22 protein-coding genes, 2 tRNA genes and 1 riboswitch are annotated in these 25158 nt (G+C 60.5%); of the genes, 16 read left to right on the forward strand and 8 right to left on the reverse strand.

The features are described from left to right. Positions 1-169 precede the first annotated feature (169 nt). The 4 genes from K6N12_RS20515 to K6N12_RS20530 form a co-directional block, all read right to left on the reverse strand. On the reverse strand, positions 170-547 hold the full coding sequence (locus K6N12_RS20515; RefSeq protein WP_097624763.1) for a hypothetical protein: 378 nt from the start codon (positions 545-547) through the stop codon (positions 170-172). Positions 548-782: 235 nt separating this feature from the next. Beyond that, entirely contained in the window at positions 783-1256 is a 474-nt protein-coding gene (locus K6N12_RS20520; RefSeq protein WP_097624764.1) for a hypothetical protein, read from the reverse strand. Between the two features lie 204 nt (positions 1257-1460). Continuing rightward, positions 1461-1536, reverse strand: a tRNA-Thr gene (locus K6N12_RS20525). Between the two features lie 121 nt (positions 1537-1657). Continuing rightward, positions 1658-2617: an NAD(P)H-dependent flavin oxidoreductase gene (locus K6N12_RS20530; RefSeq protein WP_097624765.1), complete on the reverse strand. Its 960-nt coding sequence runs from the start codon at positions 2615-2617 to the stop codon at positions 1658-1660. A 286-nt stretch (positions 2618-2903) separates the two neighbouring features. On the opposite strand from K6N12_RS20530, the gene K6N12_RS20535 reads away from it, so the two are divergent. Beyond that, the gene (locus K6N12_RS20535) at positions 2904-4103 is read left to right on the forward strand and encodes a regulator (RefSeq protein WP_097624766.1); all 1200 of its coding nucleotides are present in this window, start codon (positions 2904-2906) and stop codon (positions 4101-4103) included. A 62-nt stretch (positions 4104-4165) separates the two neighbouring features. Here the strand turns inward: K6N12_RS20535 and ppk2 are convergent, their stop codons facing one another. Continuing rightward, complete coding sequence (gene ppk2, locus K6N12_RS20540; protein ID WP_097624767.1) at positions 4166-5047, reverse strand: polyphosphate kinase 2; 882 nt, start codon at positions 5045-5047, stop codon at positions 4166-4168. Positions 5048-5288: 241 nt separating this feature from the next. Between ppk2 and phoR the strand changes: the two genes are divergently transcribed. From phoR to phoB, 7 genes are all read left to right on the forward strand, one after another. Beyond that, the gene (gene phoR / locus K6N12_RS20545; RefSeq protein ID WP_097624768.1) at positions 5289-6512 is read left to right on the forward strand and encodes a phosphate regulon sensor histidine kinase PhoR; all 1224 of its coding nucleotides are present in this window, start codon (positions 5289-5291) and stop codon (positions 6510-6512) included. 295 nt (positions 6513-6807) lie between these two features. Continuing rightward, positions 6808-7842: a substrate-binding domain-containing protein gene (locus K6N12_RS20550; protein ID WP_097624769.1), complete on the forward strand. Its 1035-nt coding sequence runs from the start codon at positions 6808-6810 to the stop codon at positions 7840-7842. Positions 7843-8010: 168 nt separating this feature from the next. Beyond that, the gene (gene pstC, locus K6N12_RS20555; protein WP_097624770.1) at positions 8011-9492 is read left to right on the forward strand and encodes a phosphate ABC transporter permease subunit PstC; all 1482 of its coding nucleotides are present in this window, start codon (positions 8011-8013) and stop codon (positions 9490-9492) included. Next, positions 9489-10811 (forward strand): phosphate ABC transporter permease PstA, encoded by a 1323-nt coding sequence (gene pstA / locus K6N12_RS20560; RefSeq protein ID WP_097624771.1) that lies wholly within the window; start codon positions 9489-9491, stop codon positions 10809-10811. The genes pstC and pstA overlap by 4 nt, the downstream gene beginning before the upstream one ends. Before the next feature lie 15 nt (positions 10812-10826). Further along, positions 10827-11642 (forward strand): phosphate ABC transporter ATP-binding protein PstB, encoded by an 816-nt coding sequence (gene pstB, locus K6N12_RS20565; protein WP_049732262.1) that lies wholly within the window; start codon positions 10827-10829, stop codon positions 11640-11642. A gap of 44 nt (positions 11643-11686) precedes the next feature. Then, positions 11687-12400, forward strand: coding sequence for a phosphate signaling complex protein PhoU (phoU, locus tag K6N12_RS20570; RefSeq protein WP_025415264.1), 714 nt, complete (start codon positions 11687-11689; stop codon positions 12398-12400). A gap of 137 nt (positions 12401-12537) precedes the next feature. Continuing rightward, on the forward strand, positions 12538-13221 hold the full coding sequence (gene phoB, locus K6N12_RS20575) for a phosphate regulon transcriptional regulator PhoB (RefSeq protein ID WP_003570612.1): 684 nt from the start codon (positions 12538-12540) through the stop codon (positions 13219-13221). 277 nt (positions 13222-13498) lie between these two features. Here phoB and K6N12_RS20580 read toward each other — a convergent pair whose 3' ends face one another. After that, positions 13499-14032 carry a GcrA family cell cycle regulator gene (locus K6N12_RS20580; RefSeq protein WP_097624772.1) on the reverse strand — a complete coding sequence of 178 codons (534 nt, stop codon included), beginning with the start codon at positions 14030-14032 and terminating at the stop codon, positions 13499-13501. 425 nt (positions 14033-14457) lie between these two features. On the opposite strand from K6N12_RS20580, the gene K6N12_RS20585 reads away from it, so the two are divergent. The 4 genes from K6N12_RS20585 to K6N12_RS20600 all read left to right on the forward strand — a co-directional run bounded on the left by K6N12_RS20585 (position 14458) and on the right by K6N12_RS20600 (position 18393). Next, positions 14458-15657 (forward strand): aspartate aminotransferase family protein, encoded by a 1200-nt coding sequence (locus K6N12_RS20585; RefSeq protein WP_097624773.1) that lies wholly within the window; start codon positions 14458-14460, stop codon positions 15655-15657. 36 nt (positions 15658-15693) lie between these two features. Next, positions 15694-16608: an ornithine carbamoyltransferase gene (gene argF / locus K6N12_RS20590; protein ID WP_003588772.1), complete on the forward strand. Its 915-nt coding sequence runs from the start codon at positions 15694-15696 to the stop codon at positions 16606-16608. Positions 16609-16695: 87 nt separating this feature from the next. After that, the gene (locus tag K6N12_RS20595; RefSeq protein WP_097624774.1) at positions 16696-17688 is read left to right on the forward strand and encodes an Hsp33 family molecular chaperone; all 993 of its coding nucleotides are present in this window, start codon (positions 16696-16698) and stop codon (positions 17686-17688) included. A 117-nt stretch (positions 17689-17805) separates the two neighbouring features. Next, positions 17806-18393, forward strand: a complete 588-nt coding sequence (locus K6N12_RS20600) for a hypothetical protein (RefSeq protein WP_165503938.1) — start codon at positions 17806-17808, stop codon at positions 18391-18393. 183 nt (positions 18394-18576) lie between these two features. Here K6N12_RS20600 and apaG read toward each other — a convergent pair whose 3' ends face one another. Then, positions 18577-18969: a Co2+/Mg2+ efflux protein ApaG gene (apaG, locus tag K6N12_RS20605; RefSeq protein WP_003588769.1), complete on the reverse strand. Its 393-nt coding sequence runs from the start codon at positions 18967-18969 to the stop codon at positions 18577-18579. Between the two features lie 252 nt (positions 18970-19221). After that, positions 19222-20406, reverse strand: coding sequence for an O-succinylhomoserine sulfhydrylase (locus K6N12_RS20610; protein WP_097624775.1), 1185 nt, complete (start codon positions 20404-20406; stop codon positions 19222-19224). 42 nt (positions 20407-20448) lie between these two features. Further along, a riboswitch (SAM riboswitch) is annotated at positions 20449-20527 on the reverse strand. A gap of 73 nt (positions 20528-20600) precedes the next feature. Here K6N12_RS20610 and K6N12_RS20615 point away from each other — a divergent pair. From K6N12_RS20615 to K6N12_RS20630, 4 genes are all read left to right on the forward strand, one after another. After that, positions 20601-21695 (forward strand): 2'-deoxycytidine 5'-triphosphate deaminase, encoded by a 1095-nt coding sequence (locus K6N12_RS20615; RefSeq protein WP_165503939.1) that lies wholly within the window; start codon positions 20601-20603, stop codon positions 21693-21695. A 58-nt stretch (positions 21696-21753) separates the two neighbouring features. Then, positions 21754-21827, forward strand: a tRNA-Gly gene (locus K6N12_RS20620). A gap of 187 nt (positions 21828-22014) precedes the next feature. Next, the gene (locus K6N12_RS20625) at positions 22015-23235 is read left to right on the forward strand and encodes a tyrosine-type recombinase/integrase (RefSeq protein ID WP_222148950.1); all 1221 of its coding nucleotides are present in this window, start codon (positions 22015-22017) and stop codon (positions 23233-23235) included. Between the two features lie 141 nt (positions 23236-23376). Next, a complete protein-coding gene (locus tag K6N12_RS20630) occupies positions 23377-24282 on the forward strand; it encodes a DUF5677 domain-containing protein (protein WP_222148951.1) in 906 nt (301 codons plus the stop codon). Positions 24283-25158 lie beyond the last annotated feature (876 nt).

The raw sequence follows: 25158 nt of genomic DNA on the forward strand, positions 1-25158 counted from the left end.
CAGGGCGATCGCCGCTTGCGGAGGGATGTGGTACTATTACGTCCTGGAAACCGGCCGGTAAAGCAGTTCTCACGGCAACCGTTGTCTTATGCGGTTTGACGGCAGCGAAACGAAGGCCCGGCGCCCAGCCCCAGGCCCTTATCCAATCAGGCGGACATCCGCCCTATCCTCACTGCGGGCAGGCCTCGCCGCCCGAGCCGGTATCCCCGGAGCCGGCGGTGCAACCCGGCGTCGGCTTGAGATCAGGATTGACCCCGCCGGGATTGATCGTGCTGCGGTCGATGTTGAGTTCGACGCCGCCAGTGCCCGTGGCATTGCCGCTCGTGCTGCCGGTGGTGCCGGTATCGGTGCCGACGGAACCGCTGCCCGCCGAACCAGTGCCGCCGGATCCGGTGCCCGCCGAGCCTGAGCCGGAACTTCCCGAGCCGCCGATAACAGGCGCCACCGAAAGCCGCCCGCTGGAATTTGCACCACCAGCCGTCTGCGCCATGGTCGAGCCGGCAAGGCTGATGGAAAGGAGGGATATTGCGATGAGTTTGCAGGACATGATGTTCTCCATGCTCGTTTGTCTCAAGGGGAGAACCGGCTCGGCGGCGGCATTGTTCCGAGCGGAATTGGTCGCGCGGCCGCTTCACCTGCTCATCATGCAGCCCGTCATCCCTGGTTGATCAACGATGCCGCCCTCAGCAATCCGAGGCGCCGGCTAGGGGCGCTGATCGTGACCATCCCGACCGTCTATGCCTACCCGGCAGCTCAATGAATCTATAGCCTACGCAGGACAGTCATTCGCCCTGCAGCATTTTAAACTTTCGCGCCGCCTTAGGGCAAAGCATCGTGAACTGCTTGATCAGCGGCGGCATGCCTGAGGAGCACGACACATCTGCATCCTCCGGTAATGGGAAAGTGGCCCGCAGCGGTTCTCCGCCAGGAGGAACGAAGGACAGGGTGCCCTTGCGGCAATCGGCGGTGGAACGGTAAGTGTCTTTGCCATTTTCCTTCAGATACATCGCCACGCACTGCTCAACAGTCAGTTTCCCGCCATGTGCGACCGTCTCGTATCCCGGATCTCGCTCGCAATATTCCTGAAAGTTGGCCTGATTGACGTTCCCTTCCATAACCGCAGCGCGTGAATCGGTGCCGGTCCTGCTGACCAGCGTTCCGTCCCACCCAGCACATGAGGCAAGAGGGAAATCCGCGGCCTGTGCCGAGGACATAGCAAAGGTGAAAACTACCATACTCAAAAGCGATATCCGCATAAATCCTCCTAATTGCTGGCCTGCACGCGCTCGATCGACATCCAGCCGCTCATGCGAACTGAAGGGCAGCCCGACCGCGTTGAGAGAAGATGCCCACCACCTGTCGAAGCTTGCCTGCCGAGCGCCCAAACGTAGCTAAAGGTGGACGCAGGATATTAAAAGGGGCTTATAATGGAGGTTGTTAGCACGCGATTGAGGAAAAAATGGTGCCGCTTGCAGGACTCGAACCTGCGACCCCATCATTACGAATGATGTGCTCTACCACCTGAGCTAAAGCGGCATTTCACGGCCGAAGCATGCGGCCCGCGATTTGCATGGCGCTGATACAGCCATTGTCCGAAGATTTCAAGCGCTCTGTCATGGCTTTGGCAAAAAAGAGGGCAGGGTGTGGAAGACTGCCCTCAGAGTGCCAGCCGGGCGCGGGCGGCCTTATATTCGGCCTCCAGCCGGTCGACGAGTTTGGCAACCGGTTCGACGGCTTTGACAGCGCTGATGCCCTGGCCGCTGCCCCAGATGTCCTTCCAGGCCTTGGCGCCGCCGACCGCCTGCTCGAAATCCATCTTCGAGACATCGGCGGCGGGCAGGTTGTCCGGGTCCATGCCGGCAGCCACGATCGAGGGTTTCAGATAGTTGCCGTGCACGCCGGTGAAATAGTTGGAATAGACGATATCGCCGGCAGCGCCTTCGACGATCGCCTGCTTGTAGGCCTCGGTGGCGCGCGCCTCTTCAGTGGCGATGAAGGGCGAGCCGATATAGGCCATGTCGGCGCCCATCGCCTCTGCGGCGAGGATGGCGCCGCCGGTGGAAATCGCGCCGGCAAGCAGCAGCGGCCCGTCGAACCATTCGCGGATTTCCTGGATCAGCGCAAAGGGCGACAATGTGCCGGCATGGCCGCCGGCGCCGGCCGCCACCGCAATCAGCCCGTCGGCGCCCTTGCGGATTGCCGAATGGGCGTGGCGGTTGTTGATAATGTCGTGCAGCACGATGCCGCCATAGGAATGCACGGCGGCGTTGACCTCGGGCACGGCGCCGAGCGAGGAGATGACGATTGGTACCTTGTATTTGACGCAGAGCGACAGATCGTGCTCCAGCCGCTTGTTCGACATATGGACGATCTGATTGACGGCAAAGGGGGCGGCCGGCCTGTCGGGATGGGCGGCGTCGTGGCGGGCGAGCTCTTCGGTGATCTCGGCCAGCCATTCGTCGAGCTGGCTCTCCGGCCGGGCGTTCAGCGCCGGAAACGCGCCGATGACACCCGCCTTGCATTGCGCCAGCGTCAGCTTGGGATGCGAGATGATGAACAGCGGCGAGCCGATGACCGGCAGTCTCAATTTATCCCTCAGGATCGGGGGCAGGGCCATGGTTCATGCATCCATTGACGTTTACGAAAACGTCAATCTCTTAACAGAGAAGAAAAGGCGATAAAAGAGCGGCTGCCACGCCTTCGTCGATTTCTGCCGGAATATATGCAGCCGACAGAGCCATTAGAATAAGGTCCGCAAGCGGTGAAACCTCGCGATTATCCCCGCCGATCCGCTGCAGCCGGGCCTGCAAGGCTTGCGGTTTGACGCGCTTGCCGCTACCGAATTTTGATGGAGAACGGCGGGGATTGCAGTCCGATGCCGGGTTCAAGGTGAAGGACTTGACGTGAGCGGATTAGAAACGGCCATCAGAACAGCGCTCGATAATTCCGATCGCGACAATCCGGAGGTTCGAGCGAGGATCTATCAGTCGGCCCGCCAGGCGCTTGAAGCCGGCCTGCGCAAGCAGGATATTACCGATACCGAGGTGGTCGCCCATCATCGCCATCGCCTGGAAAGCACCATCCACGCCATCGAAAGCGAAGAGCGCGACCGCCTTCACCCGCGCCAGAGGCCGCCTGAGGTGCCGGTGCCGCCCGTCGTCGAAATGCCGGCGCCGCCGGTCCATCAAGCTGATGCGGGTGATATCGACAACCATATCGACAGCCCCGTGGCCACCGGCGAGACTCGTGCTCCCGAGGTGGCCCACAGCCGCAGCGACGATTTCAGCCTCGACAACGTGCGTGCCGGCAGTGCCGATCATCTCGCCGCCGCTCCCGTCGGCGAGGAGCGGCTTGCCCGCGGCCAGCGCGCCACCGACATGGATTTCCGCCCGGAGCGGGCGGCAGGCCGCCGCAAGCCGCGCAAGTTCTTTTCCAGGCTTCTCGTCTGGTGCGTCCTGCTCGCCTTCATCGGCATTGGCGCCTGGTGGGCGCATACGTCGGGCCTGCTTTTGACGGCCGCCGAGCGCGACACCAGCGTCGCCAATCCGCCGGCGAGCACCCAGCCGGAGGATTTCACCGGCAATGACGACAGCGCCGGCAATGCGGCCCCTCATACCGACGAGCCGGTGACCATCGATCCGCAGAACAGCTTTTCGGCCGATTGGATCCCCGTCTTCAAGCCCGATGACGCCGACAAGGTCCAGAGCGGCCCGCGGGCGCGCACCGAAAAGATCGCCGAGAATGACGGCCCCGCCGTCCGCCTGATTTCAGAAAGTGGTGCGGCCGACGGTAATATCTCGATCAGCGTTCCCGCCTCGGTGCTGCAGCAGCTTGCCGGCAAATCCTCGACCATCGCGCTGACGCTGCAATCCACAACCGACGAGCCGACGCAGGTCACCGTCGAATGCAATTTCCAGTCGCTCGGCAATTGCGCCCGCCATCGCTTCAACGTCACCCGCGAAAAGTCGGATGCGCTGCTGCAGGTGAAGTTCGACCGTTCGCTGGCGCCGAATGCGCCGGGCACGCTGACGATCAACAGCGATCTCGACGGCAAGGCGCGCGGCATCAACCTCTTCGCCATCCGCATCCTGCCGGGGCAATGATCCCAGCCTCGGCAAAGCCGATGGCCCCAGCCCCGGCAAAGCCGGTGGCTCCGGCTCGTCGCCTACTTCAGGAAACCAGGCCCTGAGCCGATGATCTGCTCGTCGACCGTGCCGAGCGCCTGTCTGTCCTTGCCGTCATAATCCATTCTGTTCAGCATGTGGCGGATGAGTTCGAGGCGCGTCCGCCGCTTGTCGTTGGCGCGGATCACAGTCCAAGGCGCGAAATCCGTATGGGTTTCCTTCAGCATCCGGTCGCGCTTTTCGCTGTAGTCGTCCCATTTCGTCAGTGCGGCGATATCCATCGACGACAGTTTCCAGACTTTCAGCGGATCGTGCCTGCGGTCGTGGAAGCGCTTCAGCTGCATTTCGCGGCCTATATCGAGATAGAATTTGAAGAAGAAGATGCCCTCATGGGCGATAATCTTTTCGAGCTGTGGTGCCTGCTTGAGAAAATCCTCGTATTGCTGCGGCGTGCAGAAGCCCATGACCGGCTCGACGCCGGCGCGGTTGTACCAGGAGCGGTCGAATAGCACGAATTCGCCTGCGGTCGGGAACTGCGCGACATAACGCTGGAAATACCATTGCCCCTGTTCGCGCTCGGTCGGCTTGGTCAGCGCCACGACGCGGGCAAGGCGGGGGTTCATATTCTCCGAGGAGGCCGAGATCGCGCCGCCTTTGCCGGCCGCATCCCGCCCCTCGAACAGCGCCATCACCCGCTTACCTGATGCCTGCAACCAGAACTGTACCTTGACGAGTTCCACCTGCAGCTTTTCCAGCTGCTCGACATAGTCCTCTTCCTTCAGCTTCTTCTTGTGGGGAAAGTCGCCGGATTCTAGTGCGTGTTCATCCACCCAGTCCGGCAGGACGGGATCGTCGACATCGAAGGTGCGTTTCTTTCCGCGGATCTCCAGCTCCACGGCCCTGCTTTCGACGGTCTCGGCCATATGCTCCTCCTAAGCCCGATCGGTTCTTTCTCTCAGGCGAACATATTTACCGTTGGAAATCAAATCTTTCGCATTCGGCCGATAATTTTTCGCGGGTTTCGACTGCGGCCTTTCGCTTGAGACGCAGCAGCCGAAAACTTCTGTCATGAATTGCCGCTATCAGGCAGAGTTCAATACTAAGAAAAACGAATCGACGCCGCGAGGGCACTTGGAAGACGAAACTCCGTGGAGAAAGAGCCTGTTGGCGCGCATCCGGCGCGAGCGGCCGGTGCTGCTGGCGGCGATCCTCAGCGCGCTCGCCGCGCTTGCCGCCGGCATGAACAAGTGGGTTGTGCTTGGCCTCCTGCTTGTCATGATCGTCACCGCGCTTTTCAATGAGGCGCCCGTCATCAAGGACGAACCCGCCGAGCCCATTGAAATCAAGCCGGAGGTGCCGCCGAGCCGCCTGCCTGAGGTTTCCGCCACGCTCTCCGGCCTCGATATCCCGGTCATGGTGCTGTCGGACGACGCCTCGGTGCTCTTCCAGAATCGCGCTGCCGAAAAGGCCTTCGGCGAGGTGGCGCTCGGCGCCCATATATCGGGCCGCATGCGTTCGCCCGGCGTGCTCGACATGGTGCGCGAAACCATCGCCACCAACGCGCCGAACCAGATCGAGCATGCCGAGCGGCTGCCCTCCGAGCGAGTCTATATCGTGCGCAGCGCCCCCGTCGAATTCGCGGCCGACGGCGGGCCGCATGAGCGGTATTTCATCCTTTCCTTCCGCGATATTTCGGAGGTCCGCCGCATTGACCGCATGCGGTCAGATTTCGTCGCCAATGCCAGCCATGAGCTGCGCACGCCGCTTGCTTCGCTGCGCGGCTTCATCGAGACCATCCAGGGGCCGGCGAAGAACGATCTGAAGGCGCAGGCGCGTTTTCTCGCCATCATGTTCGATCAGACGACGCGCATGAGCAGGCTGGTCGACGACCTGCTGTCGCTGTCGCGCCTCGAGCTGAAATCGCATATCGCGCCGGATGAAAAGATCGACCTGGTGCCGCTGCTCGGCCATGTCAGAGATGCGCTGGTGCCGCTGGCAAGCGATGTCGGCGTCGACATCAACCTGCATCTGCCCGACGGCAAGGTCGAGGTGCTGGGAGACCGCGACGAGCTCGTCCAGGTCTTCGAGAACCTGATGGAAAATGCCTGCAAATACGGCCAGGAGGGCAAGACCGTCGATGTCTGGCTGAAGAACGGCGCCGGCCAGCCGGTCGAGGTCAGCATCGTCGACCAGGGCCCGGGCATCCCGGCCGAGCATGTGCCGCGCCTGACCGAGCGCTTCTATCGCGTCAGCATCGAGGACAGCCGATCGAAAAAAGGCACCGGCCTCGGCCTTGCCATCGTCAAGCACATCCTCACCCGCCACAGGGCGCGGCTGATCGTCAAGTCCGAGGTCGGCAAGGGCACCGATTTTACGGTCCGCTTTTAATGCGCATTGCCTGTCCGCGGTGCCTTCTACCCGGCTCGCCATAATGATGTTGAGGTAGATTTTGCAACACAAAGTGGAGTGGCGCTCAAAGTTCATGGCGTTGTTGACGCATGTGTTCGGACCATTTTAAAATTTATATTTTATATCAAATACTTAACCTGTCACAAATGTTTCACGCCTTTGACATAAAAGGACGGTGCTTACAGCGCTAAGAGAGTCTCGCCGATGAAAAAAGGCACTGCGAGGGCCTCTCTGAAGGCCGCACTCACACAAGCCCAATGCCGGGAGATTTCTAATGAACACCTTCAAGCTCACCGTTGCCGCGCTCGCTGCAACCGCCGCTTTCGCTGGCGCTGCCGTCGCCCGCGACCAGATTCAGGTTGCTGGTTCGTCCACCGTCCTGCCTTACGCAAAGATCGTTGCCGAGTCCTTCGGCGAAACCTTCACCAACTTCAAGACGCCGGTCGTTGAATCCGGCGGCACGGGCGCTGGTTTGAAGGAATTCTGCAAGGGCGTTGGCGAAGACACCATCGACATTGCAAACGCTTCGCGTCCGATCAACAAGAACGAAGCCGAAGCCTGCAAGGCTGCCGGCGTGACGGACATTCAGGAAGTCAAGATCGGTTATGACGGCATCGTCTTCGCAACCGACTCGTCCAACCCGGATGTCGCCTACGTTCCCGCAGACATCTACAAGGCCCTCGCAGCCCAGGTCGTCGTCGACGGCAAGCTCGTCGCCAACCCCTACAAGAAGTGGTCGGACGTCAACCCGAAGCTTCCGGCTGTTGATATCGCTGCCTATATCCCGGGTGAAAAGCACGGCACCCGCGAAGTCTTCGAACAGAACGTCCTCGCTGCCGGCTGCAAGGCCTCTGGCGCACTCGACGTGATCGCCAAGGAAATCGCCGACAAGGCCGCTCAGACGAAGGCCTGCGTCGCAGTCCGCAAGGACGGCGCTGCTGTCGACATTGACGGCGACTATCCGGAAACGCTCGCCCGCATCGCCGCCAACAAGACCGGCGTCGGCGTATTCGGCCTTTCCTTCTATGAAAACAATGCTGACAAGCTCAAGGTTGCCAGCATGAGCGGTATCGTTCCCTCCACGGAAACGATCGCCAACGGCACCTACCCGGTTTCCCGCCCGCTGTTCTTCTACGTCAAGAAGGCACATCTCGGCGCCGTTCCGGGCCTGAAGGAATACGTCAACTTCTTCGTATCCGACCAGATGATCGGCCCCGACAGCCCGCTCGTCGAATACGGCCTGGTTGCCGCTCCGGATGCCGAGCGTGACGCGATCCGCAAGGACGTCGAAGCCGGCAAATCTATGTGATGACTTTGCCGGCGCGGCGCTGCAAAGCCCGCGCCGGCATTGCCTTTTCCCTTTGCGCGCCGGCGTTTCCGGTGCTGCAGGGTTGAATTCATTCCGCATGATTGGAAGCTGAAGGCAGGCTGATGAGGCTGCCGGGCTTTGGGGGCTACGGGCCTGGGGACGTAACGAATGAGCACATCCATCATACTTTTGTGCCTTGTGGTGATCGGCGCCGCCGCCTATCTGGTCGCGCGCAGCCGGGCCTCAGCACTTGCCGGAGGCAGATCCTCCGCATTGCATTCACGGCCGGCCTATTACGGCGCCTATGCGGCGATCTGGGCGGTTCTTCCCGCCCTCATCGTGCTTTGCGTCTGGCTTTCTGTCAGCCCCGGCATCATCCAGACCTCGGTTCGCAGTGGCTTCCCTGCCGACGTCAAGGCGCAAGCCGCCGTCGAGCAGGATCTCGGCTATTCGATGGTGGCAACCGTTGCCCGCGGCCTGACGATGCTGAGCGCGGATGAAACCGCAACGGTCGCCGGCGATCCGGCCGCCCTGCAGGCCAAGCTCAGCGAGAAGGGCGTGCCGCTTGCCGGCCAGCCGCAGCCTTACATGCTCGACGCCGCCAAAAAGCTCAACACCATGAGCATGACGAGCCGCCTCGCCATGACGGCGGTGGTCTTTGTTCTCGCTGTTGCCGGCGCCTTCTATGCGCTGCGCGCGATTGCGCCCCGCTTCCGCGCCCGCAACCGGGTCGAGCGCGTCATGCTCTGGGGCCTGCTGCTCGCCTCTTCGATCGCCATCCTGACGACGATCGGCATCGTGCTTTCCATGCTGTCGGAAGCAGCACGCTTCTTTGCCGTCGTTCCTGCCGCCGACTTCTTCTTCGGCACCGTCTGGGATCCGCGTTTTGCCGGTGCCGGCAGCTCGTCCTTCGGCCAGTTCGGCCTCATCCCGCTGCTGCTCGGCACGCTTTATATCGGCCTGGTCGCCATGCTGGTCGCCGTTCCCGTTGGCCTCTTCGCCGCCATCTACATGGCCGAATACGCCTCGCCGAAGCTGCGCGGGGTCGCAAAGCCGCTGCTCGAAGTGCTCGCCGGCATTCCGACGATCGTCTACGGCTTCTTCGCCCTTGTCACCGTCGGCCCGTTCCTGCGCGATTTCTCCGCTCAGATCAGCGGCCTGCTCTCCGGCAGCTACACCAACTTCATCCAGGCGCAGAGCGTCCTGACCGCCGGCATCGTCATGGGCATCATGCTGATCCCCTATGTCTCCTCGCTGTCGGACGACATCATCACCGCCGTGCCGCGGGCGCTGCGTGACGGTTCGCTCGGTCTCGGCGCCACACGCTCCGAAACCATCAAGAAAGTGGTCTTGCCGGCCGCTCTGCCAGGCATCGTCGGCGCATTGCTGATGACGGCCTCGCGCGCCATCGGCGAAACCATGATCGTCGTGCTGGCCGCCGGTGTCGCCGCCCGCATCCAGATCAACCCCTTCGAGCCGATGACGACGGTGACCGTCAAGATCGTCAACCAGCTGACGGGTGACCTTGAGTTCACCTCGCCGCAGACGCTGGTTGCCTTTGCCCTCGGCATCACCCTGTTCTGCATCACACTTTGCCTCAACATCTATGCGCTCTACATCGTGCGCAAATACCGGGAGCAATACGAATGACGGATATTGTTTCTCCCACAACAGGCGTCACCATCTCCAAGGCGCCGGCGCGCCGCGATATCGGCATCAAGCGCCGCTACGCCGCCGAGCGCCGGTTCCAGGCCTATGGCATCGCCGCCATCAGCTTCGGTCTCGTCTTCCTGTTCATCCTCCTGTGGACGGTGATCGGCAAAGGCTACACCGCCTTCCAGCAGACGGCGATCACCCTGCCGATCGAATTCTCCGAGAAGATGATCGACCCGAGCAACAAGCGTGCGACCGACCCTTCGGTGCTGGTTGCCGCCAATTATCCGGTTCTGCTGCGCGATGCGATCGTCAAGCAACTGAACATCAACGCCTCGAGCAAGCCTGACGTGCGCGATGCATCCGCCATGCTTTCCAAGAGTGCGCCGATCCAGCTGCGCGACATGGTCGTCGCCGACCCGTCGATCATCGGCAAGAGCGTCAATGTCACCGTGCTCGCCGACGCCAATGTCGACAGCGCCAACAAGGGCCAGATCGACCTCTCGGTCGATGAAAAGAACCGCAAGGTCAACGACAAGCAGGTTGGCTGGATGAACGAGCTGAAGGCGAGCGGCGCTCTGCACAAGCAGTTCAACACCGGCCTCTTCGTCAACGGCAATTCCAGCCGTCCGGAGGCCGCGGGTCTTGGCGTCGCCCTCATCGGCTCGCTCTACCTGATGCTGATCGTGCTGGTGCTGGCGCTGCCGATCGGCGTTGCCGCCTCGATCTATCTCGAGGAGTTTGCGCCGAAGAACCGACTGACGGATCTGATCGAGGTCAACATCAACAACCTCGCCGCCGTCCCTTCGATCGTCTATGGTCTGCTCGGCCTTTCCGTCTTCATCAACTTCGTCGGCCTGCCGCGTTCGGCCTCGCTGGTCGGCGGCCTGGTGCTGACGCTGATGACCCTGCCGACGATCATCATCGCGACGCGCGCCGCGCTGCGCGCCGTGCCGCCGTCGATCCGCGCCGCAGCGCTTGGCCTCGGGGCCTCGAAGATGCAGATGGTATTCCACCATGTTCTGCCGCTCGCCATGCCCGGCATCCTCACCGGCACGATCATCGGCCTGGCGCATGCGCTCGGCGAAACCGCGCCGCTGCTCTTGATCGGCATGGTCGCCTTCGTCGCCAACGCGCCGACGACACCGCTCGATCCCTCGACGGCTCTGCCGGTGCAGGTCTATATGTGGGCGAACGAGGCCGAACGTGCCTTCGTCGAGCGTACTTCGGGTGCCATCATCGTCCTGCTCCTGTTCCTGATCGTCATGAACATGGGCGCCATCCTCTTGCGTCGTCGCTTCGAGCGCCGCTGGTAAACGGAGTTAAACATCATGAATATGTTGACGGAAGCTGCAGTTGAAAAGGCGCTGGATCAGAAGATGAGCAACGTCCCGTATAAGATGATCGGTCAGGATGTCTCGGTTTACTACGGCGAGAAGCGCGCGCTTTTCGATGTGAACCTGAACATCCGCGAAAACACCGTAACCGCGCTGATCGGCCCGTCCGGCTGCGGCAAGTCGACCTTTCTGCGGAGCCTCAACCGCATGAACGACACGATTGACGGCTGCCGCGTCGCCGGCAAGATCACCCTGGACGGCGACGATATCTATGATCCCGATATCGACGTCGTCGAACTTCGCGCCCGCGTCGGCATGGTTTTCCAGAAGCCGAACCCGTTCCCGAAAACGATTTACGAAAACGTCTCCTACGGCCCGCGCATCCATGGCCTGGCCAAGTCGAAGGCCGATCTCGACCAGATTGTCGAGACCAGCCTGCAGCGAGCCGGCCTCTGGAACGAGGTCAAGGACCGGGTGCATGAATCCGGCACCGGCCTCTCCGGCGGCCAACAGCAGCGTCTCTGCATTGCGCGTGCCGTCGCCGTCAGCCCTGAAGTCATCCTGATGGACGAGCCCTGCTCGGCGCTCGACCCGATTGCCACCGCCAAGGTAGAGGAGCTGATCCACGAACTGCGTGAGAATTATACGATCGTCATCGTCACCCACTCCATGCAGCAGGCCGCGCGCGTCTCGCAGCGCACCGCCATGTTCCACCTCGGCAATCTGGTCGAGGAGAACGACACCGACAAGATGTTCACCAATCCCGACGATCCGCGCACCCAGGACTACATCATGGGTCGCTTCGGCTGATTTTGGCGTCACCAAGCCTTCCCGTTATTCGAGGATAAAGCCCCATGGCATCGACACATATTTATTCTGCCTATGATGATGATCTGAAGTTCCTGTCCAGGCGGATTTCCGAAATGGGCGGCCTGGCCGAGCAGATGGTCGCCGAATCCGTCCGGGCGCTGGTCAACGGCGATACCGCGCTGGCCCAGAAGGTGATTTCCGACGACGTGATCCTCGATCACGCCGAGCGCGAAATCGGCGACAAGGCGATCGTCACCATCGCCCGCCGTCAGCCGATGGCTTCGGACCTGCGCGAAATCATGGGTTCGATCCGCATCGCCGCCGATCTCGAACGCGTCGGCGACCTCGGCAAGAACACCGCCAAGCGCGTCATCGCCGTGCAGAGTACCGGCGTCCCGCGCAAGCTCGCCCGCGGTCTCGAGCATCTGTCCGAGCTGGCGCTCGTCCAGCTCAAGGAAGTGCTCGACGTCTACACGACACGCGCCGCCGACAAGGCGAGTGCGATCCGCGAGCGCGACAACGAGATCGACGCGATGTACACCTCGCTGTTCCGCGAGCTGTTGACCTACATGATGGAAGATCCGCGCAACATCACCAGCTGCACGCATCTTCTCTTCTGCGCCAAGAACATCGAGCGCATCGGCGATCACGCCACCAACATCGCCGAGACCATTTATTACATGGCGACCGGAGCACAGCCGGAAGGCGACCGTCCGAAGGACGACAGCGCCAACACCGTCGGCGCGGTCACGGAATAACCGCCTAAACCAGACGATTGCGCGCGCGCCCATGTGGGGCGCGCGAAAAGGTCGCAGCCAATTTTTATGAATTTGCGCAGGATGCATTGCTTAAATCACCCCCGGTTTAAGGATCATGCGCGAGGAGACCGACACGCATGATCCCGAGAGTTGCAGTTGTTGAAGACGAGGAAGCCCTGAGCGTGCTTCTTCGCTACAATCTCGAAGCTGAGGGCTTCGAGGTCGATACCATCCTTCGTGGCGACGAGGCCGAAATCAGGCTTCAGGAGCGCACGCCCGACCTTCTTATCCTCGACTGGATGCTGCCCGGCGTCTCCGGCATCGAACTTTGCCGGCGACTGCGCATGCGACCGGAAACCGAGCGCCTGCCGATCATCATGCTGACGGCGCGCGGTGAGGAGAGCGAGCGCGTCCGCGGATTGTCGACGGGCGCCGACGATTATGTCGTCAAGCCTTTCTCGACCCCGGAACTCGTCGCCCGCGTCAAGGCGATGCTGCGCCGCGCCCGCCCCGAGGTGTTGTCGACCGTGCTGAAATGCGGCGATATCGAACTCGACCGCGAAACCCACCGCGTCCACCGCAAGAGCCGCGAAGTCCGCCTCGGCCCCACCGAATTCCGCCTCTTGGAATTCCTGATGTCGTCGCCCGGCCGGGTCTTCTCCCGCTCGCAGCTCCTCGACGGCGTCTGGGGCCACGACATCTATGTCGACGAACGCACCGTCGACGTCCATGTCGGCCGCCTGCGCAAGGCGTTGAACTTCTCCAACATGCAAGACGTCATCCGCACCGTCCGCGGCGCCGGCTATTCGATGGAAGCCTGAGGGGTTTCCATCTTTTGTGCCGGTGTCGGCCCCTCACTCTAACCCGACCGGGGTCGAGCCACTCGTCTCGACCCGTCCTTCGGACCCCCTTAAACGGGGCGAGGAGACGTGTCCTACGTGACGTTGGAGAGGGACCGAGAGGTCGCGGCATATCCCCTTCGCCGCGCAAGCGGGGAGAAGGTGCCGGCAGGCGGATGAGGGGCAGCCACACCCAGCCCACTCGCATAAAAAAACGGGCCACTCGGCCCGTTTTCGAATTCTCTGCAATGTCGCCCGCTCAGCTCGCCCGCGCGGCCGCGCGGCGGCGTTCGTTCACCGGCTGGTAGGCTAGCTTCTGGTGATAGCTGCAATAGGGCGAGTTGTCGGGGGATTCGCAGCCGCAGAAGTGGAAGTCGTCCTTCAGCGGATCGCCGACCGGCCATTTGCAGGTGCGTTCGGTCAGTTCCGTCAGGCCGAGGCGGCGCGAGATCGGCACGACCACGTTGCCCTTCGGCACGTATTCCATTTCCTCGACCGTTTCGATCTCGATCTCTTCCTTCAGCATCGTCGCGCCCTGCTGGCGGGTAACGGTGCGGGTAGCGATCCGCGAGGCGTAGTTCGGTGCGCGCGGTGCCGATGTATTGCGTTTCGGCGTGCGCGCCGCGGCGGCCGTGCCGCCGGCCTTGGCGCGGCCGGGAAGGCTCAGCCGGTGAACCTTGCCGATCACAGCGTTTCTGCTGACACCGCCAAGTTGCGCCGCGATCTGGCTGGCGCTCAGTCCTTCGGCCCAGAGCTTCTTGAGTTTCTCGACCCGCTCGTCTGTCCAGTTCATGCCCTGTCTCCACCTTTTGCGTTGGTGATGGCAGAATCCCTCACCGTTGTCCCGGAAGCCTCCGAAACAAGAAACGCTTGATCAATTTTGGTGACTAGTTCCGCCGCATGCAGTCTAGTAATTGAACTTTAACCTAGTGTGAGCCTGACTCCGTGACAAGAGTCGCATGAATCCGGATGAATCGAATTCGGAGTTTTCCCCAACTTGCTTCCGCTGCGTGGCATTTCTGCAATATTGCCTGTTGAAGGCCGAAAACACCGCTGTACAAGCTTGCTGCATGCGCTAAGGGCGCAGTTTTGTTGACATTGCAGCGCGAAAAGGAAATAGTACCGCTGGCCGCCGCAAGGCGGCATTTTTGATTTTTCGGGCCTGGTTTTCTTAGCCGGAGTCCCATGTTTGACAACGCTGATCGGGAGACCCGCGCCATGGCTGAAGCCGCGCCGCTTTATGACACCTATTCTCGTGCCCCACTGCGGTTCGAGCGAGGCGAGGGCGTATGGCTGATCACCGAAGGCGGCGAGCGTTATCTCGATTTCGGCGCCGGCGTCGCCGTCACCTCGGTCGGCCATAGCAACCCGCATGTGGTTGGGGCGCTGAAGGAACAGGCCGACAAGGTCTGGCACCTCTCCAACATCTATGAGATCCCCGGCCAGGAGCGCCTCGCGAAGCGGCTGACGGACGCCACCTTCGCCGACAAGGTGTTCTTCACCAATTCAGGCGCCGAGGCGCTGGAATGCGCGATCAAGACGGCGCGCCGCTACCAGTTTTCCAAGGGCCATCCCGAGCGCTTCCATATCATCACCTTCGAAGGCGCTTTCCATGGGCGCACGCTCGCGACCATCGCTGCCGGCGGCCAGGAGAAATACCTCGAAGGCTTCGGCCCCAAGGCGCCGGGCTTCGATCAGGTGGCCTTCGGCGACATCGAAGCCGTCCGCGCCGCCATCACCGATGCGACGGCTGGAATTCTCATCGAGCCCGTGCAGGGCGAAGGCGGCGTCCGCCCGGCCACGCCTGAGTTCATGAAGGCGCTTCGCCAGCTCTGCGACGAAAACGGCCTGCTGCTGATCCTCGACGAGGTCCAGACCGGCGTCGGCCGCACCGGCAAGCTCTTTGCTCATGAATGGTCGGGCATCACGCCCGATATCATGGCGGTCGCCAAGGGCATTGGCGGCGGTTTCCCGCTCGGGGCCTGCCTTGCGACCGCTGAGGCCGCCTCCGGGATGAAGGCCGGCACGCACGGCTCGACCTATGGCGGCAATCCGCTCGCAATGGCCGTCGGCGGTGCCGTGCTCGACATCATCCTCGCCGATGGCTTCCTCCAGCAGGTGCGCGACGTAGCACTCGTCTTCCGTCAGGGACTGGCCTCGCTGAAGGACCGCTATCCCGATGTGATCGAGGATATCAGAGGCGAGGGGCTGCTGCTCGGCGTCAAGGCGGCGGTTCCTTCAGCCGAACTGCTGCAGGCGATCCGCGCCGCGCATCTGCTCGGCGTGCCCGCCGGCGACAACGTCATCCGCCTTCTTCCGCCCCTCGTCGTCACCGCCGAGGAAGCCCGCGAGGGCCTTGCCCGCATCGAGCGCGCCGCCGAGAGCATCCGCGCCTCCAAGGTCAAGAAGACGGCTTGAAAGGATTGCGCCTGCGGGCGCACGACAGGTAAGAACATGGCTCCTAAACATTTCCTCGACCTTTCGGCGGTCACCTCAGCCGACCTCAGAACCATCATGAACGATGCGCTCGCCCGCAAGCAGGCCTTCAAGGCCGGCAAGGGCGACAAGCCGCTCGCCGGCAAGATGCTGGCGATGATTTTCGAAAAGCCGTCGACCCGCACCCGCGTCTCCTTCGATGTCGGCATGCGCCAGCTCGGCGGTGAAACGCTGTTTCTATCAGGCACCGAGATGCAGCTCGGCCGCGCCGAGACGATCGGCGACACCGCCAAGGTGCTGTCGCGTTATGTCGATGCGATCATGATCCGCACCACCGAACATTCCAGGCTGAAGGAGCTTGCCGAGCATGCGACCGTGCCGGTGATCAATGCGCTGACGGATGACACCCATCCCTGCCAGATCATGGCCGATATCATGACGTTCGAAGAGCACCGCGGCCCGATCAAGGGCAAGACCATCGCCTGGACCGGCGACGGCAACAATGTGCTGCATTCGCTGGTCGAAGGGGCGGCGCGTTTCGGCTACCGCATGAACATGGCCGTGCCCCTTGGTTCGGAGCCCAAGGATCACTATCTGAACTGGGCCCGCAATGAGGGCGCCGAAATCATGCTCTGCCATGATGCCGACCGTGCGGTCGACGGCGTCGATTGCGTGGTGACCGATACCTGGGTCTCCATGAATCAGGAACATCGGGCCCGGGGTCACAACGTCTTCCAGCCTTATCAGGTCAACGCGGCCTTGATGGCCAAGGCCGGCAGCGATGCATTGTTCATGCATTGCCTGCCCGCGCATCGCGGCGAGGAAGTGACGGACGAGGTGATCGACGGCCCGCAATCCGTGGTCTTCGATGAGGCGGAAAACCGTCTTCATGCGCAGAAGTCGATTCTTGCTTGGTGCCTGGGCGCGATCTGAACCACAATCGGACGCCGCGTGTGAAAACGCGCGGCCGCGCGAGCGAAGGGCACCCTGTCCTTTCGCTTGAAAACTAGGAGTGAATCCATGGCAGAAGCTGCAACCGCCCTCGGCCAGTTCGATTTCGCCGGCGATGACCATGTCGTCCCCTTCCAGGTGGAGGGTCTGGATGTGCGCGGCCGCGCCGTCCAGCTCGGCCCGATGCTCGACGCGATCCTCGAGCGCCATCATTATCCCGCACCCGTCGCCCGGTTGCTTGCCGAAGTCGTGGTGCTGACGGTGCTGCTCGGCACCTCGCTGAAGTTCGACGGCAAGTTCACCGTGCAGACCAAGGGCGATGGCCCGGTCGATCTTCTCGTCGCCGATTTCTCGACGCCGGAAAATGTCCGCGCCTATGCCCGTTTCGATCAGGCGTTGCTCAACAAGGCCATTGAAGCTGGGGAAACCGAGCCGGAGCAGCTGCTCGGCCGGGGCGTGCTCGCCTTCACCATCGATCAGGGCAAGTTCGGCCAGCCCTACCAGGGCATCGTCGAACTCGACGGCACCTCGCTCGAGGACATCGCCGGCGTCTATTTCCGCCAGTCGGAGCAGATCCCGACGCGCGTACGCCTGGCCGCGGCCGAGCTCTTCGACCGCGACGATGCCGGCAAACCACGCCATCGCTGGCGGGCAGGCGGCCTTGTCGCCCAGTTCCTGCCTGAGGCGCCGGAGCGCATGCGCCAGCCGGATCTCCACGGCGGCGACGGCGACACCGGCGGCCGCCCGCATGGTGAGGACGACGCCTGGACCGAAGCCCGATCGTTGGTCGAGACCATCGACGCCGATGAATTGACCGACCCGCTGGTTGGCACCGAGCGGCTGCTGTTTCGCCTGTTCCACGAACGCGGCGTCCGCGTCTACGAACCGCGGGCGGTCTTCGACCGCTGCAGCTGTTCGCGCGACAAGATCAAGGGCGTGCTGAAAGGCTTTACCGCCGAGGAGATCGAGGCCAGCCAGGAAGACGGAGAAATCGCAGTCACCTGTGAATTCTGCTCGACCACCTACCGCTTCGAGCCGGCCGAACTTCAGCCGGCCGAATAGGCTCGGTTGAGCACGCACAGAACGAATACGAAAGATTAGCGATGATGCAGCACGGTGACTCGACTTTCGGTAGTCACTGTGCACCAATTACCCAATTGGTTCGGGGATGGGGACTTCATGCGTATTTTTTATGTCGTAGTCGCACTCATGGCTGCGATGCCACGAATTGGCTTGGCTGATGATAAGGCAATCCAATGGAAAGAGGTCGGGGGCTGGACCGTGGCTGTCGACCCGACTTTAGACAATGGCTGTTTTGTTCTGACTTCCTTTGATGATGACACCATTTTTCGTCTTGGCTTCAATTTCCGAAAAAAGGACAAACCTCTGTACATTCTGCTTGGAAATCCGAACTGGAAATCCTTGGAGAAAGGTAAGCATTATCCCATCGAACTCTCGTTAGACCAGTCTCGATGGACGGCTGATGCGAGAGGTCTTGATCTCGATGGCCTCAAATCATTGTGGATCGATACCGACGATACCGACTTGATTGAGGAGTTCGCTGGTAAACTGAGTTTCCGCGCCCGCTTTAACGGAAAAGAGATTGTTGCCCTCGGTTTGAAAGATTCCGAGAGGGCAGCGGATGAGTTGCTCGCCTGCCAAAAGGCGGTAAACGATGCGGTCATGAAACAGCCGGGGCCGCCACAATCAAAAGATCCGTTCGAAGCAAAGCCAGGCACCCAAGCCTCGGATCTTTTTGACCTTTAGTTGATTGCTGACTGGGCAAGCCCGAGGATCCACGGCGGGGGGGTACGGCGCCCATGTTGGTACTGACTGGAAGGCTGCAGCCGGCCGCGTCCGAGCGCAGTGATTGCCGCATGGGTCCTCGGGTCAAGCCCGAGGACCCATGCGGCAAGCACGGCGTTCGCGTTCGAACTGACAAGCAACCCGTCAGTTGAGCACGCGCAACAGCCCCGGTGAATCCAGCGAGAAAGCGGGGATGTCGACATCGAACATCTCGCCTTCATCCGTTTCCATCTGGTAATGGCCGAACATCAGCCCGGAGGGCGTGTCGAGCGGGCAGCCGGAGGAATATTCGTAGGTATCTCCAGGGCTGAGCCGCGGCTGTTCGCCGACGACGCCGGGGCCGGTCACCTCGTCCACCTGTCCGTTCTGGTCGGTGATATTCCAGTAGCGGTTGACCAGGCGAACCGCGATGGCGGAATTGTTGCTGATGACAATCCGGTAACCCCAGACATAGCGATCGTCTTCCGGATCGGATTGCTCCTCCAGATAGAATGGCTCGACGACGACTTCGATATCTTTTGTGAGGGCGCGATACATGCCTTGCACCTTAGTCAAGATATGTTACCCGTATCTTATAAGAGGCGCTGTCCGTCAAGAAACGGAACGTTGATCGTGACTAAAACGGTCCTGATCCAAGCTGTTTCGATTGTTAAGCCTAATTGACAGTGTTAATTTCACTTCCGAACGCCGGCACCGCCGAACTTGTTCCCCGGCCGGACCGCAGTGAGGTCCGGCCTATCACATCGTGGCGTGCCGAACCCCCGAGGGGTCCGGCCGCCATGGGTGGGATCAGGCCGAGACCTTGGCAAGCGCCTTGGCGAAATCCTCGATCAGATCGTCGGTATCCTCGATGCCGGCCGAAAGGCGGACCGTGCCCGGGGAAATGCCGAGTTCGGCGCGCGCCTCCTCCGTGAGGTTCTTGTGCGTCGTCGTCGCTGGATGGGTGATCAGGCTCTTGCTGTCGCCGAGATTGTTGGAAATCTTGATGATCTCGAGCGCGTTCTGCAGCGCGAAGGCCGCCTCCTTGCCACCCTTCAACTCGAAGGCGACGAGGGTCGAGCCGCCGGTCATCTGCTTGGCGATGATGTCGGCCTGCGGATGGTCCTTGCGGCCGGGATAGATCACCTTAGCGACCTTGCCTTGCTCGGCCAGGAAATCGGCGATCTTCGCCGCATTCTCGGTCTGCTGACGCACGCGCAGCGGCAGCGTTTCGATGCCCTTCAACAGCGTCCAGGCATTGAACGGCGACATGGCCGGGCCGGTATGGCGGAAATAGTCGTGCAGGTTCTCGTCGATCCATTCCTTGTCGGAAAGCACGACGCCGCCGAGGCAGCGGCCCTGGCCGTCAATATGCTTGGTGGCGGAATAAACGACGATATGGGCGCCAAGCTCCAGGGGCTTCTGGAAGAGCGGTGTCGCAAAGACGTTGTCGACAACGACCTTGGCGCCGATCTGGTTGGCGAGCTTGGCGACGCCTGCGATATCGATCACTTCGAGCGTCGGGTTGGTCGGGCTTTCCAGGAAGAACACTTTGGTCTTCGGCGTGATCGCCTTTTCCCAGTTCGCCAGATCCCGGCCGTCGATCAGCGTGCAGTCGATGCCGTATTTCGGCGCCAGCGTCTCGACGACCCAGCGGCAGGAGCCGAACAGGGCACGCGCAGCGACGATATGATCGCCTGATTTCAGCTGGCAGAGGATCGCCGCGCTGACGGCCGCCATGCCGGAAGCGGTGGCGCGGGCGTCTTCGGCGCCTTCGAGCATGCACATGCGCTTTTCGAACATGTCGTTGGTCGGGCTGCCGTAGCGGGCGTAGATGTAGCCGTCCGTCTCGCCCTTGAAGCGGGCTTCGGCCGCCTCCGACGTCTCATAGACGAAGCCCTGCGTGAGATAGATTGCCTCGGATGTTTCGCCATATTGCGAACGCAAGGTTCCGCCGTGGACGAGTTGGGTTGCCGGGCGCCAGGTCTTGCTCATGCCATCACCTTCACATAACAAAAAAACCGGCCGCAAAAGCAGACCGGTTTCAACCCGGTCTTTTTAGCCACTTGTTTAACGTGGCTGCAAGCCGACCGGCCAAATCACCACGGGATAATTCTGCAATACTGCTGTTAGCTGCTTGCGTCAATTCCCCGTATTTGGTTTTGTCGGCGGCAAATGATGGATGAGGCATGATGGCTCGTGAAACGGGAATTCTGGCGGACCGCGCGATCTCGGCGCTGTTCGAAACGGGGCGTCTGATCTCCGAACGGGAGCTGGACCGTGACCAGATCCAGCCGGCAAGCCTCGACCTGCGCTTGGGCGCCAAGGCTTTTCGCGTGCGCGCCAGCTTCATGCCCGGCCCCTCGCACCTGGTCTCGGACAAGCTCGACCGCCTTAGCCTGCATGTCATCGACCTTTCCGAAGGTGCGGTGCTCGAAACCGGCTGCGTCTATATCGTGCCGCTGATGGAGAGCTTGGCGCTGCCGGCCGACATGTCGGCCTCGGCCAATCCGAAGAGCTCGACCGGCAGGCTCGATATCTTCACCCGCGTCATCACCGATTACGCCCAGGAATTCGACAAGATCCCATCCGGCTATGCCGGCCCGCTCTATCTCGAAATCAGCCCACGCACCTTCCCGATCGTCGTGCGCCGCGGCTCGCGCTTGTCGCAGATCCGCTTCCGCGTCGGCCAGGCCCTGCTCGGCGAGCCGGAACTGTTGAAGCTGCATGAAAGCGAAACGCTGGTCGCCAGCAAACAGCCGAACGTCTCCGGCGGCGGCATCGCGCTGTCAATCGACCTTGCCGGAGATGAAGACGGCCTGATCGGCTATCGCGGCAAGCACCACACCGCCGTTGTCGACGTCGACAAGAAAGATCAGCACGACATCTTCGATTTCTGGGAGCCGCTCTATAGCCGCGGCCGCAACGAACTGATCCTCGATCCCGACGAGTTCTATATCCTCGTCTCGCGGGAGGCCGTGCACGTGCCGCCGGATTATGCCGCCGAAATGACCCCCTTCGATCCGCTGGTCGGCGAATTCCGCGTCCATTACGCCGGCTTCTTCGATCCGGGCTTCGGCCACGCACCGGCCGGCGGTCGCGGCAGCCGCGCCGTGCTCGAAGTGCGCAGCCACGAAGTGCCCTTCATCCTCGAAGACGGCCAGATCGTCGGCCGCCTGGTCTACGAGCACATGCAGGAAAAACCGACCAGCCTCTACGGCTCCGGACTCGGCTCCAACTACCAGGCCCAGGGCCTCAAACTCTCGAAACACTTCCGCATCTGAGAGATCGGTCCCGCGCGGCTTGACAGCGGCCCCCATCTGTTGGAAATCTCAGCGGATCGCGGGTGTAGCTCAATGGTAGAGCAGCAGCTTCCCAAGCTGAATACGAGGGTTCGATTCCCTTCACCCGCTCCATTCACTCTCAGGCCAGTTGTTTAGCAGCGTCCGCAGACGTCCAATAAATCCATGTAAATCATTGGCATAAACAGTCTCCTTGCCTCGCGCGCGCGTAGCGAAGTGCAACGAGGTGCAGTGACAGCCAGCAATTTTTTCGGTACAAAACAGCGGTACAAGGCTGCTAGCTTAGAGGCCAATACCGTAAATGGCGCTGACCGATGTTCAAATTAGAAATGCCAAAAAATCTGAAAAGCCTTACAAACTGCCAGATGGAAAAGGCCTCTATCTTTATGTTTCGACGGCCGGTGGTAAGTCATGGAGGGTCGACTACGCCTATTTCGGTAAGCGGAAGACGCTGACGCTAGGCGTTTATCCCGCCCTCGGACTTGCCGACGCCCGCACCCGGCGAGATGAAGTCAAGAAAAAGCTATCAGAGGGCTTCGATCCGTCGCTGGTAAAAAAGCGCGAACAACTGGCTGCCAAAGCGGCGGCCGGAAACACGTTCGGACTGATCGCCGATGAGTTCATCGCCAAGCTGCGTCGCGACAAACGAGCCGAACCGACCATCGAAAAGAACACGTGGATGTTAAAGGTGCTCGCGAAGAAGCTTTCACCTTATCCCATAACCCAGATTTCGGCGAAGGACGTCTTGGACGTCCTCAGCGTGATCGAAAGAAGTGGGCGCATAGAGAGTGCGCTCGCCACGCGTTCAGCAATTGGCCGTGTCTTCCGGTTCGCTATTGCTACAGCAAGAGCGGAAAACGACCCTACCTCAGCATTGCGGGGCGCTCTTCAGCGGCATGTGCCGGTGAGCCACCCAGCGCTCACAACTCGTGAGGAGCTTGGCGGCTTAATGAGGGCAATCTACGGTTATGATGGCTGGCCTTCGCTTGTCGCAGCGTTGAAAATTCAGGCTCTCTGCTTCGCTCGGCCGGGTGAAACCAGATCAATGGAATGGTCGGAGCTTGACCTTGTAAACGCCATTTGGACCATCCCCGCCGCAAAGACAAAGATGCGGCGTGAGCATCATGTTCCCCTCTCTCGTCAAGCCATCGAGGTCATCAAACATATGAAGGACCTGTTCGGAGACAAGCCAAAGGTTTTTCCATCGATGATGTCTGGGAAGACGCTACTTTCAGAAAACTCGATGAACTCAGCTCTACGCCGCATGGGAGTGGGGGGTGGCGAGCACACCGCGCATGGCTTTCGTTCATCGGCCAGCAGCATTCTAAATGAGTCCGGAAAGTTTAGTCCTGACGCAATCGAGGCTCAGCTCGCTCACTTGGACACACGGGAAGTGCGGCGAATTTATAACCGTGCGACATACTGGAATGAGCGTGTTCAGATGATGCAATGGTGGGCTGACATGCTCGATGAAGAACGCACAAGCCCTCTGAGCAATGCACAGACAGTCCAGATGTCCTAATTGCCGCGACGGATTAATCGCTCGAATCCAGACTCAGAAGGGCTTGGTCCATTGAGACTGGGGACTGTTTGCATGGCAGCTATCCGGGCAATGATATCTCCATTAGGCTTCCGGGGTCAGAGTGAACCGACCGGAAACACAATGCTGCCGCTCAATAACGAAACCATGCCGGAGATTTCGAAGGTTGCCGTTGACCCTGCGGTGATGGCCGAATTCACGAGCGAACAAGATTTCATGAGTCTAGCCGTCGATCTAGCCATTGAAACTGGTCAATACGTTTGTGTGGCCGCTTGTACAACGGGAAAAGAACACTCATGGAGCAGGGACCAAGCCGCGATTGGCGGAAATATGGTGAGGATTTACAAGCTCATTGACGCAATGCTCGACCAGCATTGTAAGCTGCGCGGAGAAACGAGCTTTATGCTCGCTCGGTTAGTTTTTGAAACTATTGTTAACGTGCAATACCTTATTGCAAACTTTTCGTCCGAGCTCATCGACTCCTACGTCGAGTATTCTCTGCGCCATGAAAAGAAACTTTGGGACGACGTCGCCAAAAATATCGTGGCGCGGCACGGCATACTGCTTCCCATTGAGGAGCGCATGCAGAAGTCTATAGAACGAGCATTTGCTGCCGCTGGTTTGTCAATCGAGGCGATAGAATCAAAGAGGAAGTCGCCGTGGGGCAACCGGAACCTCTTCGAGAAGGCTCAGGCAGTAGGCCTCGACGCGCTCTATCTGTCCGCGTTTGGAGGGACATCTCATGGCATACACGGTGCTTGGGAGGATATTTACGGAAATCACCTGCACTGGGACGGGTCTCGCTTCACGCCCAACATAGAGTGGAGCATGCCGCGTCCCCAATTGCTTTTAGCTCTATGCCCGGTGATAGCCGAAACTGTTTTTATGTATTTCGAATTCATCGCCGATGATTTAGCGCACGATATGTATATGTTCGCCGAACCTCTGCAAAATTTACTTGACCGTTTTGCATCTGTGAGTGCCGCTCACGAGGCATATCTGGCGGGCAAATCTTGGCCAAACATCTAGCCACTTCAGCGCTGCTTGGAGGTGTCTCGTTGCCTTCGAAACGTGCCCCATGCCACCCCACCCCACTGGGGGAGACCGCGCGGTCACTGCCACGTAGGTCGCCTCTCAAATGCGTGACCCAAATTTCATTGGGCGCGTCCATCACCTCGATGAATAAAATTATGCACTGAAATTACTCGTCGAGACGAACCGACCGCTAACTCGCTTGCTTGCTCTGATACCACTCCCCAATTTTCTCGCAGAGCAAGCCCAACCAAGGGGACCAAAGTAGCGCCTCAGACTGGCCATCCGGCGTAAAACTCGGATGATCCTCGGCATCAAGCTCCCACGTTCCCAAGTACTCACCGTCTTGTGTTACTACAGAGAAGTCTTCAAGCAAATTTATACCATATGGTAGCTTGGATAAGCCCAAAGGCAGCATAGAATCACCCCCTGTTGCACAACGACCGTAGCCGTTTCTAAGCCGTTAGCGCGGGAGTTTCAATTCGCCTATTGATTGCCTGTCTTGCGAAAGGAATCGCGGGCTCCCATGGCGTTCTAGCTAGCCTCTGCCGCTTCGCTTTGTTTGACGAAGGTGGTGCAAACATTTCAGAGGTGCCGGCGCTCTGTCATGGATTAACTCCTCGCCAACCAATGCCGTCCCAAAACTACTGACGAGTGCTTTAGATCAGAAGTGGCTTCTAGGGGATGATACAATCGTGGGCTGACATGCTGGGCCAGAAGCGGACGAGGGACAATGGAAGCGGGCGGGCCAAGCTAATCTAAGGATGGCGGTTTGCTCTAGCAATCTCTGGCGGCGGGCGACGTTGACAACGGTCACTTTCACGTATCGATAGGAGTGAATGCACCTCGGCGCATCGTTTAATCGGTAAGGTA

The organism is Rhizobium redzepovicii, from assembly GCF_019793435.1.
GTDB classification, from domain to species: Bacteria; Pseudomonadota; Alphaproteobacteria; order Rhizobiales; family Rhizobiaceae; genus Rhizobium; species Rhizobium redzepovicii.